General features: G+C 69.1%; 14 protein-coding genes, 1 tRNA gene and 1 pseudogene. 6 read left to right on the forward strand and 10 right to left on the reverse strand.

The features are described 5' to 3' along the window. Positions 1-43: 43 nt before the first annotated feature. A tRNA-Val gene (locus tag BM066_RS18400) sits at positions 44-118 on the reverse strand. Between the two features lie 110 nt (positions 119-228). After that, the gene (cpdR, locus tag BM066_RS18405) at positions 229-585 is read right to left on the reverse strand and encodes a cell cycle two-component system response regulator CpdR (protein ID WP_007672892.1); all 357 of its coding nucleotides are present in this window, start codon (positions 583-585) and stop codon (positions 229-231) included. Positions 586-762: 177 nt separating this feature from the next. Here cpdR and BM066_RS18410 point away from each other — a divergent pair, with 177 nt between their 5' ends. Both BM066_RS18410 and typA read left to right on the forward strand, forming a co-directional pair. After that, the gene (locus tag BM066_RS18410; RefSeq protein WP_177218493.1) at positions 763-1,683 is read left to right on the forward strand and encodes an N-formylglutamate amidohydrolase; all 921 of its coding nucleotides are present in this window, start codon (positions 763-765) and stop codon (positions 1,681-1,683) included. Between the two features lie 623 nt (positions 1,684-2,306). Further along, entirely contained in the window at positions 2,307-4,142 is a 1,836-nt protein-coding gene (gene typA / locus BM066_RS18415) for a translational GTPase TypA (protein ID WP_018062281.1), read from the forward strand. A 72-nt stretch (positions 4,143-4,214) separates the two neighbouring features. Here typA and BM066_RS18420 read toward each other — a convergent pair whose 3' ends face one another. Further along, complete coding sequence (locus tag BM066_RS18420) at positions 4,215-4,466, reverse strand: GlsB/YeaQ/YmgE family stress response membrane protein (RefSeq protein WP_018062280.1); 252 nt, start codon at positions 4,464-4,466, stop codon at positions 4,215-4,217. A 166-nt stretch (positions 4,467-4,632) separates the two neighbouring features. On the opposite strand from BM066_RS18420, the gene BM066_RS18425 reads away from it, so the two are divergent. Continuing rightward, the gene (locus BM066_RS18425) at positions 4,633-5,784 is read left to right on the forward strand and encodes an aminotransferase (protein ID WP_018062279.1); all 1,152 of its coding nucleotides are present in this window, start codon (positions 4,633-4,635) and stop codon (positions 5,782-5,784) included. 77 nt (positions 5,785-5,861) lie between these two features. On the opposite strand, the pseudogene BM066_RS27100 reads toward BM066_RS18425, so the two are convergent. The 3 genes and pseudogenes from BM066_RS27100 to BM066_RS18435 form a co-directional block, all read right to left on the reverse strand. After that, positions 5,862-5,927: pseudogene (locus tag BM066_RS27100) on the reverse strand (hypothetical protein); the annotation flags it as partial. Positions 5,928-6,150: 223 nt separating this feature from the next. After that, on the reverse strand, positions 6,151-8,718 hold the full coding sequence (locus tag BM066_RS18430) for a response regulator (RefSeq protein ID WP_018062278.1): 2,568 nt from the start codon (positions 8,716-8,718) through the stop codon (positions 6,151-6,153). Positions 8,719-8,868: 150 nt separating this feature from the next. Continuing rightward, complete coding sequence (locus BM066_RS18435; RefSeq protein WP_018062277.1) at positions 8,869-9,636, reverse strand: SDR family oxidoreductase; 768 nt, start codon at positions 9,634-9,636, stop codon at positions 8,869-8,871. A 208-nt stretch (positions 9,637-9,844) separates the two neighbouring features. Between BM066_RS18435 and BM066_RS18440 the strand changes: the two genes are divergently transcribed. Both BM066_RS18440 and BM066_RS18445 read left to right on the forward strand, forming a co-directional pair. Beyond that, positions 9,845-10,636, forward strand: a complete 792-nt coding sequence (locus BM066_RS18440; RefSeq protein ID WP_018062276.1) for a GGDEF domain-containing protein — start codon at positions 9,845-9,847, stop codon at positions 10,634-10,636. Between the two features lie 123 nt (positions 10,637-10,759). Beyond that, a complete protein-coding gene (locus tag BM066_RS18445; RefSeq protein ID WP_018062275.1) occupies positions 10,760-11,236 on the forward strand; it encodes an SRPBCC family protein in 477 nt (158 codons plus the stop codon). A gap of 49 nt (positions 11,237-11,285) precedes the next feature. Here BM066_RS18445 and BM066_RS18450 read toward each other — a convergent pair whose 3' ends face one another. Next, positions 11,286-12,038, reverse strand: a complete 753-nt coding sequence (locus tag BM066_RS18450) for an extensin-like domain-containing protein (RefSeq protein ID WP_018062274.1) — start codon at positions 12,036-12,038, stop codon at positions 11,286-11,288. Positions 12,039-12,188: 150 nt separating this feature from the next. Between BM066_RS18450 and BM066_RS18455 the strand changes: the two genes are divergently transcribed. After that, complete coding sequence (locus BM066_RS18455; RefSeq protein ID WP_018062273.1) at positions 12,189-13,565, forward strand: MFS transporter; 1,377 nt, start codon at positions 12,189-12,191, stop codon at positions 13,563-13,565. 22 nt (positions 13,566-13,587) lie between these two features. Here BM066_RS18455 and BM066_RS18460 read toward each other — a convergent pair whose 3' ends face one another. Genes BM066_RS18460 through BM066_RS18470 form a run of 3 tightly spaced genes read right to left on the reverse strand, consistent with a single transcriptional unit; the run spans position 13,588 to position 16,446 of the window. Next, positions 13,588-14,058: a hypothetical protein gene (locus tag BM066_RS18460; RefSeq protein WP_018062272.1), complete on the reverse strand. Its 471-nt coding sequence runs from the start codon at positions 14,056-14,058 to the stop codon at positions 13,588-13,590. Continuing rightward, positions 14,016-14,435 carry a hypothetical protein gene (locus BM066_RS18465; RefSeq protein WP_143093764.1) on the reverse strand — a complete coding sequence of 140 codons (420 nt, stop codon included), beginning with the start codon at positions 14,433-14,435 and terminating at the stop codon, positions 14,016-14,018. The genes BM066_RS18460 and BM066_RS18465 overlap by 43 nt, the downstream gene beginning before the upstream one ends. Positions 14,436-14,457: 22 nt before the next feature. Further along, positions 14,458-16,446 (reverse strand): protein meaA, encoded by a 1,989-nt coding sequence (locus tag BM066_RS18470; RefSeq protein WP_018062270.1) that lies wholly within the window; start codon positions 16,444-16,446, stop codon positions 14,458-14,460. Between the last annotated feature and the right edge of the window lie 27 nt (positions 16,447-16,473).

Raw genomic sequence — 16,473 nt, forward strand, 5'->3', positions numbered from 1 at the left:
GCTAAACCGGCGTAAGGTATTGATTTTTATGGAAGAAAAGGAATGGTGGACGCGACAGGGATTGAACCTGTGACCCCTACGATGTCAACGTAGTGCTCTCCCGCTGAGCTACGCGTCCGCCAAAGCGGCCTGGAAGCGCTTTTGAAAAGCGTCCCGGGCGGGAAGGTGTGGGGGTATAGCGGCGGCTTGGCCGTCGCGCAACCCGCCTTTCGGCGGCCTTCGAAAAAATTAGGCGGCCATCATCTTCTCGACCTCGGAGACGAGGTCGCGCAGGTGCACGGGCTTGGACAGCACCTTGGCGCCGGCCGGCGCGCGGTCCTGGGCCGACAGGGCCACGGCGGCGAAGCCGGTGATGAACATGATGCGCAGGGACGGGTCGCGGGCGGCGGCCTGGCGGGCCACCTCGATGCCGTCCATGCCCGGCATGACGATGTCGGTCAGCAGCAGGTCCCAGGCGGTGTCCAGGTGCTGGACCGCCTCTTCGCCGTCGGCGCAGGCCGTGACCTCGAAACCGGCGCGCTCGAGCGCCCGCGCCAGGAACCCGCGGAGGGAGTCGTCGTCTTCGGCGAGGAGGATGCGGGCCATTCGGTCAGTTTCCAGGCGACGGGCGGAATTGGAAAGTGAGAATCTAGTGAAGGACGGTAAATCGGGTATGAACCGGACCCGCGCTGTCCACAGCTAAAGCCCGGCGTTGGCTTGGTCTCATTATAACCTGGACCGTCAGCGTTTGACCCGGAACCTCGAGGCCGCGACAATAAGCCCATGACCGCCTGGGAGCCGATCGCTTCGACAACGCCGGCGACGGTGGAACCCGGCTTCTCACCGGCCTTCGAGGTCGCGCGCGCCCAGGCCGACGGCGAGCCGCCGCCCACGCCGCTGGTTTTCGCCTCGCCCCATTCCGGACGCCTCTATCCGCCCGACATGATGGTCGCCGCCCGGCTGACCGCCCAGGACCTGCGCGGCTCGGAGGACGCCTTCGTCGACGATCTGGTCGCCGGCGCCCCCGCCCTGGGGGTCTGCGTGATCCGCGCCCGGCTGGCCCGGGCCTATATCGACCTCAACCGCGACGCCTGGGAGCTGGACCCGGCGATGTTCGAGGACGCCCTGCCCGACTTCGCCCAGGCCCGCACGGCGCGGGTGGCGGCGGGGCTGGGCGCCATCGCCCGGCTGGCCGGCGAGGGCCGACCGATCTACGCCCGCAAGCTGACCTTCGCCGAGGCCAAGGTCCGCATCGAAGGCGCCCACCAGCCCTATCACGACGCGCTGGACCGCCTGCTGGCCCAGGCCCGCCACGCCCACGGCCTGGCCATCCTGGTCGACTGGCATTCGATGCCGGCCGCGGCGGCGCGCGGTCATCGGGCCCGCGGCGGCGGTCCGTGCGACATCGTGCTGGGCGACCGCTTCGGCGCGGCCTGCGGGCCCAGGCTGACCGCGCTGATGGAAAAGACCCTGGAGGGACTGGGCTATCGCGTGGCCCGCAACGCGCCGTACGCCGGCGGCTACACCACCGAGCACTACGGCCGCCCGACGAAGCGCACCCACGCCATCCAGGTCGAGATCAACCGCGCGCTCTACATGAACGAGACGACCCGCGAGCCGACCGAGGGCCTGGCGCGGCTGAAGGCGGACATCGAGTCGGTGACGGCGCGCCTGGTCCAGACCGACTGGGCCGAGCTGCTTTAGCGCATATCCGTCATTCCCGGACTTGTTCCGAGGACCCCTATGTCGGCCGCGTCGCCGGTTGGGGATTGGGCCGCGATCTCTCCGCGCCACGGATCAGCCTTCTTCGCGACTGAAACAGGGGTCCTCGGAACAAGTCCGGGGATGACGGACGTAGGGAAGCGGACCTCCCGGGCCCAGACCAAAAAAAAGCCCGGCTCGAAAGCCGGGCAGTTCATTAGGGAGGAAACGCCCAGGAAGGGCAGAGGCGGCAGCGCCGCCTCACGGGTCGTTTATAGGGTGCGGTGCGAAACGCATCAAGCAAAATCGACAGACACCGTTGTCTTTTTTATTGCCCCCGCGAACTGAAATCCTTTGTAACACAAGGCCCAAAGAACGCCGCTATTCAAGCTTGGCCGCTTTTTCGCCCAATGCTGCACCGCACAATTAGTTGCCCAAGAAACGACATCCATCCGCAACTTTCGCAAACCCAATAAATTTAAGGGGTTTTGATCTGACACCGGTTTCCCGGATAATCTCTCGCGCAGGGGTGGGGTGGATAAACGTCGCGCAGTCGCGTAAAAGCCGCGCGCCTGACGCGCGCAGCGTCAAACCCCATCTGTTCCTCCCGAAAGTTCGCCTTCTCCATGTCCATGCGAAACATCGCCATCATCGCGCACGTCGATCATGGCAAGACCACCCTCGTCGATCAGCTTCTGGCCCAGTCGGGCGTGTTCCGCGCCAACGAGGCGACCACCGAGCGCGCCATGGACTCCAACGACCAGGAGCGCGAGCGCGGCATCACGATCCTGGCCAAGTGCACCAGCGTCCTGTGGAACGGTGAGGCGGGCGAAACCCGCATCAACATCATCGACACCCCCGGCCACGCCGACTTCGGCGGCGAGGTCGAGCGCATCCTGGGCATGGTGGACGGCTGCGTCCTGCTGGTCGACGCCGAGGAAGGCGTCATGCCGCAGACCAAGTTCGTGCTGACCAAGGCGCTGAAGATGGGCCTGCGCCCGATCCTCTGCATCAACAAGGTCGACCGCGCCCACGCCGATCCGGACCGCGTGCACAACGCCGCCTTCGACCTGTTCGCCGCCATCGGCGCCACGGACGAGCAGCTGGACTTCCCGCACATCTACGCCTCGGGCCGCGCCGGCTGGGCGACGCTGGACATGAACGTCCCCAACGACAACCTGGCCCCGCTGTTCGACCTGATCGTGCGCCACGTGCCGCCGCCCAAGGTCGCCGAGAACAAGGACAAGCCGTTCCAGATCCTGAACGTGCTGATCGAATCCGACCCGTTCCTGGGCCGCCTGCTGACGGGCCGCATCGAGAGCGGCAAGGCCGTTCCCGGCATGGCCATCCACGCCCTGGACCGCGACGGCAAGGAAATCGAGCGCGGCCGCATCACCAAGGTGCTGGCCTTCCGCGGCCTGAAGCGCCAGCCGATCGACGAGGGCGCCGAGGCCGGCGACATCGTCGCCATCGCCGGCATGTCCAAGGCCACCGTCGCCGACACCCTGTGCGCCCTGGAAGTGACCGAGGCCCTGCCGGCCCAGCCGATCGATCCGCCGACCATCTCGATGACCGTCTCGGTCAACGACAGCCCGCTGGCCGGCCGCGAAGGCGACAAGGTCCAGAGCCGCGTGATCCGCGACCGCCTGCTGAAGGAAGCCGAATCGAACGTGGCCATCAAGGTCACCGAGACCAGCGAGGGCGACGCCTATGAGGTGGCCGGCCGCGGCGAACTGCAGCTGGGCGTGCTGATCGAGAACATGCGCCGCGAAGGCTTCGAGGTGTCGATCAGCCGTCCGCGCGTGGTGTTCCAGACCGACCCGGAAACCGGCAAGCGCCTGGAGCCGATGGAAGACGTCATGATCGACGTCGACGACGAGTTCTCGGGCATCGTCATCGAGAAGCTGTCGCTGCGTAAGGCCGAGCTGAAGGACATGGGTCCGTCGGGCGCCGGCAAGACCCGCATCCAGCTGACCGCGCCGTCGCGCTCGCTGATCGGCTATCAGGGCGAGTTCCTGACCGACACCCGCGGCTCGGGCGTGCTGAACCGCGTGTTCAGCCACTACGAGCCCTACAAGGGCGCCATCGACCAGCAGCGCAAGGGCGTGCTGATCAGCAACTCGGACGGCGAAACCGCGGCCTACGCGCTGTGGAACCTGGAAGAGCGCGGCACGATGTTCGTCGGGGCCGGCGAGAAGACCTATCTGGGCATGATCATCGGCGAGAACGCCCGCCAGGACGACCTCGACGTCAACCCGATGAAGGCCAAGCAGCTGACCAACGTCCGCGCCTCGGGCAAGGACGAGTCGATCCGCCTGACCCCGCCGCGCCGCATGACCCTCGAACAGGCCATCGCCTACATCGAGGAAGACGAGCTGGTGGAAGTCACGCCCAAGAACATCCGCCTGCGCAAGCAGATCCTGAACCCGTCGTTCCGCAAGCGTCGCGTCAAGGAAGAATAGGCCTCCGCGCCACGCCTACAGAAAAGGCCGCCGCCCTTCGGGACGGCGGCCTTTTTCGTTTGCAGCCAGGCGTCAGGCCCGGCGCTTGAACAGCCCGAGAATGAACAGCAGCACGATCGCGCCGATCGTCGAGATGATCAGGCTGCCGACCCAGCCGAAGAAGTGGATGCCCAGCATGCTGGCCAGGAACGCGCCGACCAGGGCGCCGACCAGGCCGACGATCAGGTTGGTGATCAGGCCGTGATTGCGGCCCATGATCTGCTCGGCGATCCAGCCGGCGAAGATGCCGATGATGATCGCGCCGATGAAGCCCACACCATTCATGTCGTTGGTTCCTGACAGCCAAGGTTGTTGTGGAAAATGCCCGAACGCGCGGTTGGTTGCGACACAATTCGAAGCGCCGGCCCGGGCCGTCGCCCTGCGGGATGCGCCTGGGCGGGGGCTTCCCGCGCGACCTGTGCTAGGCAGGCTCCCGAGGAGTCCCCGCGCCATGGTTCACCCCGTCTATGCCGACCTGCCCACCACCATCTTCGAGGAAATGAGCGGCCTGGCGCGCCAGACCGGGGCGATCAATCTGGGCCAGGGCTTTCCGGACGACGCGGGTCCGATAACCCTGCGCCGGAAGGCCGGCGAGGCGCTGATCACCGGCACGAACCAGTATCCGCCGATGCGCGGCCTGCCCGCCCTGCGCCAGGCCGTGGCGGCGCACTACGGCCGGACCCAGGGGCTGGACCTGGACTGGGGGAGCGAGATCGTCGTCACCTCCGGCGCGACCGAGGCCCTGGCGGCGGCCTTTCTCAGCCTGATCTCGCCCGGCGACGAGGTGGTGCTGTTCCAGCCGCTCTACGACGCCTACCTGCCGATGGTGAAGCGGGCCGGCGGGGTCCCCAAGCTGGTGCGCCTGGCGCCGCCGCACTGGCGGTTCGACCGGGCGATGCTGGAGGCGGCGTTCAGCGCGCGGACGCGGATGGTGGTGCTGAACACCCCGCTCAACCCGGCCGGCGTGGTCACCCCCGACGAGGACCTGGCCCTGCTGGCCGAGTTCTGCGTCCGGCACGACGCGATCGCCGTCTGCGACGAGGTCTGGGAGGCCGTGGTGTTCGACGGCCGGCGGCACCGGCCGTTGATCGGCTATCCGGGCATGCGCGGGCGCACGGTGAAGATCGGATCGGCCGGCAAGATGTTCGGCATGACCGGGTGGAAGGTCGGCTTCCTGTGCGCCGCCCCAGCCCTGACCAGGGCCCTGGCCGGGGCCCACCAGTTCCTGACCTTCACCACCCCGCCCAACCTGCAGGAGGCGGTGGCGTTCGGTCTGAGCGAGCCGGGCGACTGGTTCGAGGCCATGCCCGCCGGCCTGCAGCGCTCGCGCGACCGGCTGGCGGCGGGGCTGCGCCAGGCGGGCTTCGCGGTGCTCGACAGCGGCGGAACCTATTTCCTCAATGTCGACCTGCGGGCCTCGGGGATCGACGAGGACGACCGCGCCTTCGCCCTGCGGGCCGTCCGCGACCACGGCGTGGCCAGCATCCCGGTCTCGGCCTTCTATGCGGAAGATCCGGTGCGCCACGTCCTGCGCCTGTGCTTCGCCAAGGCGGACGACACGCTGGACGAGGCGGTGGGACGGCTGGCGAGGGCGGGGGGATAGACTCAGGAGACGCCCCCTCCGTCGGGCTTCGCCCGCCACCTCCCTCGTTTCACGGGGGAGGAGAAAGGAGCCGCATCCTCCTCACCCGCAAGGCGGGGGAGGTGGCGCGCTGCGAATACGCAGCGTGACGGAGGGGGCGTCCCGCGACGCCTAAGCCGCGATCGCCTCCGCCGTCGGGCCGAACACCTCGTAGTGGATGCGATCCGCCGGCACGCCGGCTCAACCTTGTCATCCCGGCTGTAGCGAAACGGAAGGCCGGGACCCAGGCGAGCCGCACCGCTTTTGCCCAGCCCCTCGGATCCCGGACGGCCTCTGCGAGGCTTCCGGGATGACAACCGTGGAGGTGTTGCAATCGAGTCGGCCCGACTAGGCGGGCACGGTCTCGCCAGTCACCGGGACCGCCCCGCGCTTGTCCAGCACCTGGACCAGCACCGACAGCAGGTCGCGCAGGTCGATCGGCTTGGCGATGTGGGCGTCCATGCCCGCCTCCAGGCAGGTGTCGATCTGGGTGCGCATGACGTCGGCGGTCAGGGCGATGACCGGCAGGCCGGCCCAGCGCGGATCGCGGCGCAGGCGTCGCGTGGCCTCCAGCCCGTCCATCACCGGCATGTTGACGTCCATCAGCACCAGGTCGAAGGCCTCGGCCTCCAGCGCGTCCAGGGCCTGGCGGCCGTTCTCGACCTCGACCAGGTCGCAGTCGAACGGGGCCAGGAACAGCTTGATGACCCGCCGGTTGACCGGGTGGTCGTCGACCACCAGCACGCGGCGGCCCTGCAGCGGCGAGAGCGTCGGCTCGTCCTCGTTGGCGGCGCCGAAGGCCGGGACCGCGCCGTCCAGGGCCGAGGCCGCGGCGACGTCGACCTGGAAGCCGAGCGTGAAGGTCGAGCCGGCGCCTTCGCGACTGTCGACCAGGATCTCGCCGTCCATCAGCTCGGCCAGGCGGCGGGTAATGTTCAGGCCCAGCCCGGTGCCGCCGAAGGTGCGGGTGGTCGAGGCGTCGGCCTGGGTGAAGGCGCCGAACAGCTTGGACAGGGTGGCCGGGCTCATGCCGATGCCGGTGTCGGTCACCGTCAGGCTGACCGCCGTGCGTCCGGTCTGTGGATCGGGCGCCCAGGCCAGGGTCACGTCGACCCGGCCGACCACCGTGAACTTCAAAGCGTTGGACAGCAGGTTGGCCAGGCACTGGCGCACGCGCACGGCGTCGAACAGCAGCATCGGCGGCGGATCGCCGGCCACCGCGAACGTCAACTCCACCCCCTTTTCGCGGGCCGTGGGCTGGTAGCCGCCCACCAGTCGGGCGCAGACACCGACGATGTCGGCGGCCGTGGGGGCGATCTCCAGCTTGCCAGCCTCGATCTTCGACAGGTCCAGGATGTCGTTGAGCAGCACCAGCAGGGTGTCGCCGCTGTCGATCATCAGCTCGACCTGCTCGCGCTGACGCGGGTCCAGGCTCTCGGTCCGCAGGGCCTGGGCCATGCCCAGCATGCCGTTCAGCGGCGTGCGCAGCTCGTGGCTCATCACGGCCAGGAAGGCGGACTTGGCCTCGTTGGCCGTCTCGGCCCGGCCGCGGGCCTCCTTCAGCCGCTCGGAGGTCCGGCGCAGATAGACGCCCCAGGCCACCCCGCCCAGCACCAGCACGCCCAGCAGCATGGCGATGACGATCGAGGCGTGGGCCAGCCGGCGGTTCAGCTCGACCTCGGCGGTCAGGCGGCGGCTTTCGTCGCGCTTGGACTTCAGCTCGGTCTCCAGCGCCGACGCCATCTGGGCGCCGTTGCGCGACAGGGCCGCCTGGGTCTTCTCGTGGTCCTGCCGGCGCCACTGGTCGAGCTGGCGGAAGGCCTCCTCGCCGCGATGCTCGGCCAGGGCGATGTAGGCGCTCAGCAACAGCTCGGCCTGAGGATCGCGCTCCAGCGTGTCGACCGGGACGGCGCGCAGGGTCTCCAGGTCAGCCTTGGCGGCGGCGGCGTCGCCCAGCTCGGCCCGGGCCTGGGCGCGCAGGCGCAGGCTGAGGCCGGTCAGGCGGTTGGTCGGGCGGGCGATCTCGAAGTCGGCGTCGGCCAGGCACCGCAGAACCCGACGCGGAGCCTGCCGGGCGCTGGCGATGCGGGCGCACAGATAGCGGTCCCAGGTCTTGAGGTCCGGATCGCCGGCCGCCTGGGTCATGTTGTGGTGCACGCCGGCGAAGTGCTCGGCGGCGTCCAGCTCGCCGATCTCGGCGGCGGTGTAGGCGATGTCATAGATGCGCTCGACCTTGCGCATGTAGAAGGCCTCGCCCTCGTCCAGGCGGGCGGCCTGGCTCATGTGGTCCAGCGCGCCTTCCTTATCGCCGATGTAGGACAGGGTGTAGGAGTGCACCTGATGGGTCTCGGCCAACATCGGCCGGGCGATGGCGCCCCGGCGCTCCATCTGGCCCATGGTCTCGGCGGCCAGCCGCGAGGCGTCCGCCCACTGCCCCGAACGGCCCAGACTGCGGATCCGTTCGATCGCGGCCATCATCCGGATGTTGGGTCCCGAGCGATCGAGGAACCGAGTCCAGTCGGCGTCGGTGAAGGTGCGAAACCCGCCCGTCTCGTGGCGGTAGGCCATCTGCAGCAGGTCCACCAGGGTCGCCAGTTCGACGTCGTCCTCGTCCTGGGCCAGGCGGCGCACGCGGCGGGCCCAGTCGTCGAACTGCGGCTGGACCTGGTTGCTCTTGTAGGCGTAGAGCACCGACCACAGGCCGTAGAGGCGCTTGTCGCCCTGCTGCTTCAGCGCCCGGCGTCCGGCGCGCTCGATGTCGTCGTTCTCGCGCGCGGGCGGCTGGATCTCGTCGCGCCGGATCTCGAGATAGAGGGCGTCCAGCTTGGCCGACTGCGGCGACCGCGCGAAGGCCGCGCCGCCGGGCCCGGCCGACAGGATTGCGATCGCCGCAAGGAACAGGACGTAGCGCCGCAAGCCATGGTTTCCCGGTGAACATCGGTACGGTACGGAAAGGGCCTGTACTCAAAGTTAAAATCGGCGCTCGCGCGACATTCTGCCGCGAAACAGCTGAAACTGGGAGAAAACGTCCGTTTTTGCGTCGTATGCCCGACTTATCGCCACCGCCTAGATGGTGGCGCCGCCATCCACCACCAGGGCTTGTCCGGTCATGAAGCGGCCCGCCCGCGAGGCCAGATAGATCGCCGCCCCGGCCAGTTCGTCGGGCTCGCCGATCCGGCGCAGCGGCACGCCCTTGGTCGAGCGCTCCAGGGTCTCGGGATCGTCCCACAGGGCCTTGGCGAAGTCGGTCTTGATCAGGCCCGGCGCGATGCAGTTGACCCGCACGTTGTCGGGGCCGAACTCGTGGGCCAGGTTGCGGGCCAGCTGGAAGTCGGCGGCCTTGGAGATGTTGTAGGCCCCGATCACGGCGTTGCCGCGCAGGCCGCCGATCGAGCTGACGATGATGATCGCCCCGTCCTTCCGCGCGCGCATCTCCGGCGCGACCATGCCGATCAGCCAGTGGTTGCTGATGATGTTGTTGTCCAGGATCTTGCGGAACTGGTCGTCGGCGATGCCGGCCAGCGGGCCGTAATAGGGGTTGGAGGCGGCGTTGCAGACGCAGATGTCGACCTTGCCGAACGCCGCGCGGGTCTCGTCGACCAGGCGCTGCAGGTCCTCCTTGGAGGCGATGTTGGCCGGCGCCGCGATGGCCGTTCCCGCGCCGTGACGGGCGTTGATCTCGGCGGCGACCTCGTCGCAGGGGCCGGTCTTGCGCGAGGAGATCACCACCTTGGCGCCGTGCTCGGCCATGCGCTGGGCGATGGCCTTGCCGATGCCGCGCGAGCTGCCGGTGATGATCGCCACCTTGCCGGTGAGGTCGAAGAGGGGGGTCATGCGCGCTTCCTAAAACATTTGTTTGAATTTTCGACACAGTGCTGTCGCCGCAAGCGCGCGTCAAGCCGGCCCCTGCTCGTCGACAAGGCGCGAAACGCGCTCCGCGACCTATTGCTGCACCATACTAGTCGCTGCCGACACGCCATGTAATGTTGAATACAGGCGGATATTCATTATCCACATCATCACGCCCTCGCGACAATGGTAAATGATCGCCATGACAAGGACTTTAGATAAGAACGATTTCTTTAATCGCCTTCAGGCCGCGGTCGTCCTGATCTGCGCCAGCTTTCTAACCCTCGAGGTCTGCATCGAGTTCGGGGTGGTCGAGAGAGCCTTCGGCCGCGATCTCGCGGGCTGGCGAATTGACGCCGCGGTCTCGCTGCTGGCGGTCGTCGTCCTGGCCGGGCTCGCGATCCTCAAGGCCTTCGAACTGCGCGCCGAGTCGGCTCGGCGGCAAGCGGCCGAGCAGCGCCTCGCCCAGCTGGAGACGCGAGACCCGCTGACCGGCCTGGCCAACCGCGATCGGATGCTCGAATTCCTGGGCCACTCCCTGCAGACGCGCAAGACCGGCGACGAGGTCACCGGCCTGCTGCTGATCGACCTGAAGCGGTTCACGCCGATCAACGAGACCCATGGCCGCGCGGTCGGGGATCGGCTGCTGTGCATGGTCGCCGAACGCCTGCGATCGGTCGCGCGGGAGGACGAGATGGTCGCGCGCCTGGGCGGCGACGAGTTCGCCGTGGTGCTGCCCCGCCTCGATTGCGCCCAGGCCGCCAGATATCCCGCCCAGCGGCTGGTCCGCGCCCTGGAAGCGCCGTTCGAGATCGATGACCTGGCGCTCAGGATCGGCGGGGCGGCGGTCGGCGTGGCGACCAGCGCGAACACCGAGCTGCGTCCCGGCGTCCTCGTCCACCATGTCGACGCCGCCCTCCGACGCGCCAAGTGCGAGCCGGCGGCGGAATCCTGCTCCCATCGGCGAGGGACGGGCCAGGCCTGATCCCTGGCGGCGAGGCTTTCGCCGACGCGACGTCCGCGCCGACAAAATTTCTCCGGCGATGTCGGATCGACGCCCATGAGGCCGTCCTCGGGGCAACCAACCGAAACCCTGGAGACAAACGCCATGACCACCCCCTCTTCCATCGCCGATCGCGAACTCGTCCTGACCCGCATCATCGACGTGCCCGCCGACAAGCTGTTCAAGTGCTGGACGACGCCCGAGCGCATGCACGAGTGGTTCTGCCCCAAGCCCTGGACCGTCTCCCACGCCGAGATGGACATTCGGGCCGGCGGCTCCAGCCTGGTCGTCATGAAGGGCCCGAACGGCGAGGAGGTCCCCAACCCGGGCGTCTATCTCGAGGTCGTTCCGAACAAGCGCCTGGTCTTCACCGACGCCTTCACCTCGGCCTGGGTCCCGTCTGAAAAGCCGTTCATGGTCGCGATCGTCGAGTTCGAGGACCTGGGCGACGGCACGACCCGCTACACCGCCACCGCCCGCCACTGGACGATCGAGGACCGCCAGGCCCACGAGCAGATGGGCTTCCACGAAGGCTGGGGCGTCGTCGCCGACCAGCTGGCCGAGGTGGCCAGGACGTTCTGAGCTAATTTTGGGAACAGGCGCATGCGCCTGTCCCCAACTGCATCCCGCCTCACGCGCACTTGTTCCAGCCGTGCATGTCCAGGTGGAAGTGGTCGTGGTGCTCGGCGTTGAAGTCGGGGCTCAGCGTGGTGACGAACACCCGGCAGGCCCCGTCGCGCACCCGGCGCAGGAACCGCCCCTTGGGGCCCGGGTCGTTCCAGTCGCGGGCGACGTACACCGTCTGGCCATCGGCCAGCTTGAAGCCGGCCAGGTCGATGGCGTCGGCGCTGGCGTGCTCGCTGACCGGGCCGGCCGTCCGGCCGTACATCCGTCGGCACGAATAGGTGCCGTAGTGCTCCAAGCCGACCACGCCCTGGCCCAGCACCTCGTCGGCGGCCGGCTGCACCACCTGGCGCTCCCAGATCGACAGGGCCAGGGCCTCCTTGCAGACCATCGGGGCGTCGGCGGGCGTCAGGCCGGCCATGCCGCCGTCGATCCTCAGGGCGTCGCGGACCGTGCAGAAGCCGCCGTCGGTCGTTTCGGGAACCTCCTCGTAGGACAGGCCCGCCTTGCGCAGGATCGCCCGGCAGACGACCGGGTCCCGGCCGGCCCGGGCCGCCTTGATCCGCGTGGCCATCCCGACCGGATCGACGATGCTCAGCGGCTTCCACGGCAGGTGCTGGCGGGCGACGCCGCGCTCGGCCACCAGCGCCATGACCAGCACCAGCGCCCACAGCAAGACCAGCGCCGTCAGCCCCGCCAGGCGGTTCTGGCGGCGCGCGCGGTGCTCGACGCGCGGATGGCGCGGGACGCGATAGGCCATGGGCGGAGGGCGCGCCTGGAAAGGGTTGACGGCCAAGCCTTGCCTTAGGACCTGCCCCCCGACAACCCTCCCTCGCCTCGTCGCCCAGACGGGAGGAAGGGTTGTTCAGGGCTTCATCAACAGGCATCTACCGCGTCCCTGGAGACGCCCATGACCCCCTCGAACAGCTGGCGCGGCCTGCTGAACGCCGAACTGGCTCCGCGCTTCGCCCTGCTGTGCCTGGGCATCTGGCTGAACGCCGCCGACACCCTGGTGACGGTGACGATCATGCCTAGCGTGGCCAAGGAGATCGGCGGCTGGCAGTATTTCGGCTGGTCGATCGCCGCCTTCCTGCTGGGCTCGATCCTGGCCGGGGCCTGCGCGGGCAAGCTGTCGATCCGCTTCGGCCTGAGGCGCGCCACCGCCCTGGCGGGCGTGGTCTACGCCGTCGGCTGCGCCATGGGGGCGGCCGCGCCGGATTTCCTGGTCTTCGTCACCGGCCGCCTGGTCCAGGGCCTGGGCGCCGGGGCGATCGTCTCGCTGTGCTACGTGGCGATCAGCGCCATGTTCCCCGAAAGCCTGTGGCCGCGGGTCTATGGCGCGATCGCCGGGGTCTGGGGCGCGGCCACCCTGCTGGGCCCGCTGTGCGGCGGCCTGTTCGCCGAGGCCGGCTTCTGGCGCGGGGCGTTCTGGTTCTTCGTGGTCCAGGCGGTGATCTTCGTGGTCGCGGTGCTGGTCATGGTCCCGAGCACGCCCAAAGCGCCAGAGGGCGGACGCATCCCCGGGCGGCAACTGGCCCTGCTGACCGTGGGCGTGACCCTGATCGCCGCCGCCGGCGTCGTGCCGGGCGGGCTGGCGGCGGCCCTGTGCGCGGCGTTCGGAACCCTGGCCATGGCCGCCATGCTGGCGGTCAACGCCCGCACGCGCGACCGCCTGCTGCCGCGCTCGGCCAGCGACCTGGCCACGGCCACGGGCCTTGGCCTGATGGTGATCTTCTTCTGCGAGGCCGCGACGGTCGGCTTCTCGGTCTATGGCCCGACCTTCATCCAGGTGCTGCACGGCGCCCAGCCGCTGCTGAGCGGCTATGTGATCGGCGGCATCGCGGCGGGCTGGACGGCCTTGTCGTTCGGGGTCGCCGGACTGAAGCCGAACCACGAAGGCCGCGCCATCCGCCTCGGCGCGGTGGTGATCGCGGCCGGCGTGGCCTGGGGCGCCTACGAGATGGTCTATGGCGGCCTGGTCGGGATCACCCTGTCGATGGTGCTGCTGGGCGGCGGGTTCGGGATCTGCTGGGCGTTCCTGGCCAAACGGGTGATCGGCGGCGCGCCGATCGAGGAACAGCCCCTGGCCTCGGCCGCCGTGCCCACCACCCAGCTGATCGGCGGCGCCACGGGCGCGGCGGCGGCGGGCGCGCTGGCCAACGCCCTGGGCTTCGCGCATGGGGTGACGCCGGAGGACGGGCTGGCGCATGGTCTGTGGCTGTTCGCGGCGTTCGTGCCGCTGGCGGTGGTGGGCCTGGCGGCGGCTTGGCGGCTGGGGCGGGAGTAGATTCCGCTCCGCCCCCGGGCGCTCAGCTCGATATGGCCGCCCCGATCGCGATGCCGACGAGGACGGGGGCCAGGGCCGCCCCGTCCCCGTCGACCGGCGGCTCCACATAAATCCCCTCGATGGGAAGCACGAACACGGCGTCGGCCGTCTTCTCCGCGCGCACCGTCGGATCGAGAGACGGACGATGGGCCGTCAAGGCCCCGATCACGACGTCGCGATGCGCGCCTGCGTCGCGCAGGTTCACGATGACCTTGCCGCCTTGTTCGCGCAGGCTCGCCGACAGCCCCGGCGCCGCGTTCGGCCCGACGGCCAAGCGCAGGATCGCCTCGTCGCCGCGCAGGCGCGGGCCGATTTCCAGGATCTGGTCCCAGGCCAGAGTCCCGCCAAGATCGCGGCTGTAAAGTCCCGCCGCGTCGATCCGCAGTTCGACGTCGTCGACCGGCCGCGCCTTCAGCGCGGCCAGGAAAGCCTGAACGCCGAACGTCGCCGCCACGCAAAGCGCATAGACGGTTTCCCAGGCGGGCTCCTTCCTCTCACAGCTGCCACGACGGCCATGATCAGCATGACCAGCATCCCGAGCAGGGGCGCCCTAGCTACCGCCTGGCGGCGCCATCGCCCCTTGCGGGTGGTCAGCCAGACGCCCGGCGACGGCGTCTCCTCGCGTTCCGGAATCCGGGAGAACAGATAGATGCCGCCGGCCATAAGCGTTCCAGCCAGGAACACCGCGAACCAGCCGCCGCCCGTCACGTGCACCCCGAACCACAGGGCGATCCACGGCGCGGCCAGGAAGAAATTGAATGCGCCCGCCCGCATGAGCGCGGACGCGTCTTCGCCGTCGGTCACCTTGGCCAGAGGGTTCATGCGCGCCAAGGTAGCATGAAGCCGCCCCCGCTCAAGCTTCCGCCAGCGCCGTCGCCTCCACCAGCCGCACCACGTCGCCCATGATCTCGGTGATCTTGAAGTCCTTCGGCGTATAGATCCGCGCCACGCCCATCTGCTTGAGGACCAGGGCGTCGCCCTCGGGGATGATGCCGCCGGCCACCACCGGGATGTGGCCCAGGCCCTCGGCGCGCATGACGCGGATGACCTCCTGCACAAGGTCCAGGTGCGAGCCCGACAGGATCGACAGGCCCACCACATGGGCGCGGCCTTCCTTGGCGCGGCGGACGATCTCTTCCGGGGTCGAGCGGATGCCGTCGTAGATCACCTCCATGCCGCAGGCCCGGGCCCGGGTGGCGATCTGCTCGGCGCCGTTGGAGTGGCCGTCCAGGCCCGGCTTGCCGACCAGGTAGGTCAGGGTGCGGCCCAGCACCTGCGACACCCGCTCGACCTCGGCCTTCACCGCCTCGACGTCCTCGGCCTCGCCGGTCGAGACCACGACGGCGACGCCGGTCGGGCCGCGATACTCGCCGAACACCTCGCGCAGGGCACCAGCCCATTCGCCGGTGGTGATCCCGGCCCTGGCGGCGATAATCGAGGGTTCCATGATGTTTCGGTCATCGGCGGCGGCGGCCTTCAGCCCGGCCAGGGCGGCCTCGGCGGCGACGGGATCACGGGCCGCCCGCCAGGCCTTCAGCCGCTCGACGACGCCGGCCTCCAGCAGCGGATCGACGGTCTCGATCGCCTTGCCGCCGGCGGCCAGCGGCGAGGCCTCGCTGTCGGTCCAGCGGTTGACCCCGACCACGGTCAGGTCGCCGGTCTCGACCGACCGCACCCGCTGGGCGTTGGAGGCGACCAGCTGGGTCTTCATGTAGTCGATGGCGTTCGGAGCCCCGCCCATCCCGTCGATCAGGGCCAGTTGCGCCAGCGCCCCGCTCGACAGCTCGGCGACCTTGGCCTCGACCACGTGGCTGCCGTCGAACAGGTCCTCGTATTCCAGCAGGTCGGTCTCGTAGGCCAGCACCTGCTGCAGGCGCAGCGACCACTGCTGGTCGAACGGGCGCGGCAGGCCCAGGGCCTCGTTCCAGGCCGGCAGCTGCAGGGCCCGGCAGCGGGCGTCCTTGCTGAGCGTGACGGCCAGGGCCTCGATCAGGATGCGATAGACGTTGTTCTCGGGCTGCTGCTCGGTCAGGCCCAGGCTGTTGACCTGCACGCCGTAGCGAAAGCGCCTCGCCTTCGGGTCCTGGACGCCGTAGCGCTCGAGCAGGATCTGGTCCCACAGCCGGGTGAAGCTGCGCATCTTGCACAGCTCGGTCACGAACCGCACGCCGGCGTTGACGAAGAAGCTGATCCGCGAGGCGACGATCTCGAAGTCCTCGTCCGGGACCTGGCCGCCGGCCTTGACCGTGTCGAGCACGCTGATCGCCGTGGCCAGGGCGAAGGCCAGCTCCTGCTCCGGCGTCGCCCCGGCCTCCTGCAGGTGATAGCTGCAGACGTTCATCGGGTTCCATTTCGGAACCTCGCGATAGCACCAGGCGATCATGTCGCCGATCAGCCGCAGGCTGGGTCCCGGCGGGAAGATATAGGTGCCGCGGCTCAGATATTCCTTGATCAGGTCGTTCTGGGTGGTGCCCTGCAGCAGCCTGCGGTCGGCCCCCTGCTCGTCGGCCAGCGCCACGTACATCGCCAGCAGCCAGGCGGCCGGGGCGTTGATGGTCATGGAGGTGTTGGACTGCTCCAGCGGGATCTGGTCGAACAGCTGACGCATGTCGCCCAGGTGGGCGATGGGCACGCCGACCTTGCCGACCTCGCCCCGCGCCAGGATGTGGTCGGCGTCGTAGCCGGTCTGGGTGGGCAGGTCGAAGGCCACCGACAGGCCGGTCTGGCCCCGGGCCAGGTTGGTCCGGTAGAGCGCGTTGGACTTCGCCGCCGTGGAATGCCCCGCATAGGTGCGGAAGATCCAGGGCGCGTCGGGCGCGTGCTGGAACGGCTTGGCGGTCATCCTGCGCTTCCCGTTTATCGTTCTTGC

Origin of the sequence: Caulobacter sp. UNC279MFTsu5.1, assembly GCF_900114015.1 — a bacterium.
GTDB lineage: Bacteria > Pseudomonadota > Alphaproteobacteria > Caulobacterales > Caulobacteraceae > Caulobacter.

Bases quoted from the DNA above. Each gene is read 5' to 3' on its own strand.
- BM066_RS18425 (WP_018062279.1), top strand. From the start codon at position 4,633: ATGGTTCACCCCGTCTATGCCGACCTGCCCACCACCATCTTCGAGGAA.
- BM066_RS18420 (WP_018062280.1), bottom strand. From the start codon at position 4,466: ATGAATGGTGTGGGCTTCATCGGCGCGATCATCATCGGCATCTTCGCC.
- BM066_RS18470 (WP_018062270.1), bottom strand. From the start codon at position 16,446: ATGACCGCCAAGCCGTTCCAGCACGCGCCCGACGCGCCCTGGATCTTC.
- typA (WP_018062281.1), top strand. From the start codon at position 2,307: ATGTCCATGCGAAACATCGCCATCATCGCGCACGTCGATCATGGCAAG.
- BM066_RS18410 (WP_177218493.1), top strand. From the start codon at position 763: ATGACCGCCTGGGAGCCGATCGCTTCGACAACGCCGGCGACGGTGGAA.
- BM066_RS18440 (WP_018062276.1), top strand. From the start codon at position 9,845: ATGATCGCCATGACAAGGACTTTAGATAAGAACGATTTCTTTAATCGC.
- cpdR (WP_007672892.1), bottom strand. From the start codon at position 585: ATGGCCCGCATCCTCCTCGCCGAAGACGACGACTCCCTCCGCGGGTTC.
- BM066_RS18435 (WP_018062277.1), bottom strand. From the start codon at position 9,636: ATGACCCCCCTCTTCGACCTCACCGGCAAGGTGGCGATCATCACCGGC.
- BM066_RS18450 (WP_018062274.1), bottom strand. From the start codon at position 12,038: ATGGCCTATCGCGTCCCGCGCCATCCGCGCGTCGAGCACCGCGCGCGC.
- BM066_RS18445 (WP_018062275.1), top strand. From the start codon at position 10,760: ATGACCACCCCCTCTTCCATCGCCGATCGCGAACTCGTCCTGACCCGC.
- BM066_RS18455 (WP_018062273.1), top strand. From the start codon at position 12,189: ATGACCCCCTCGAACAGCTGGCGCGGCCTGCTGAACGCCGAACTGGCT.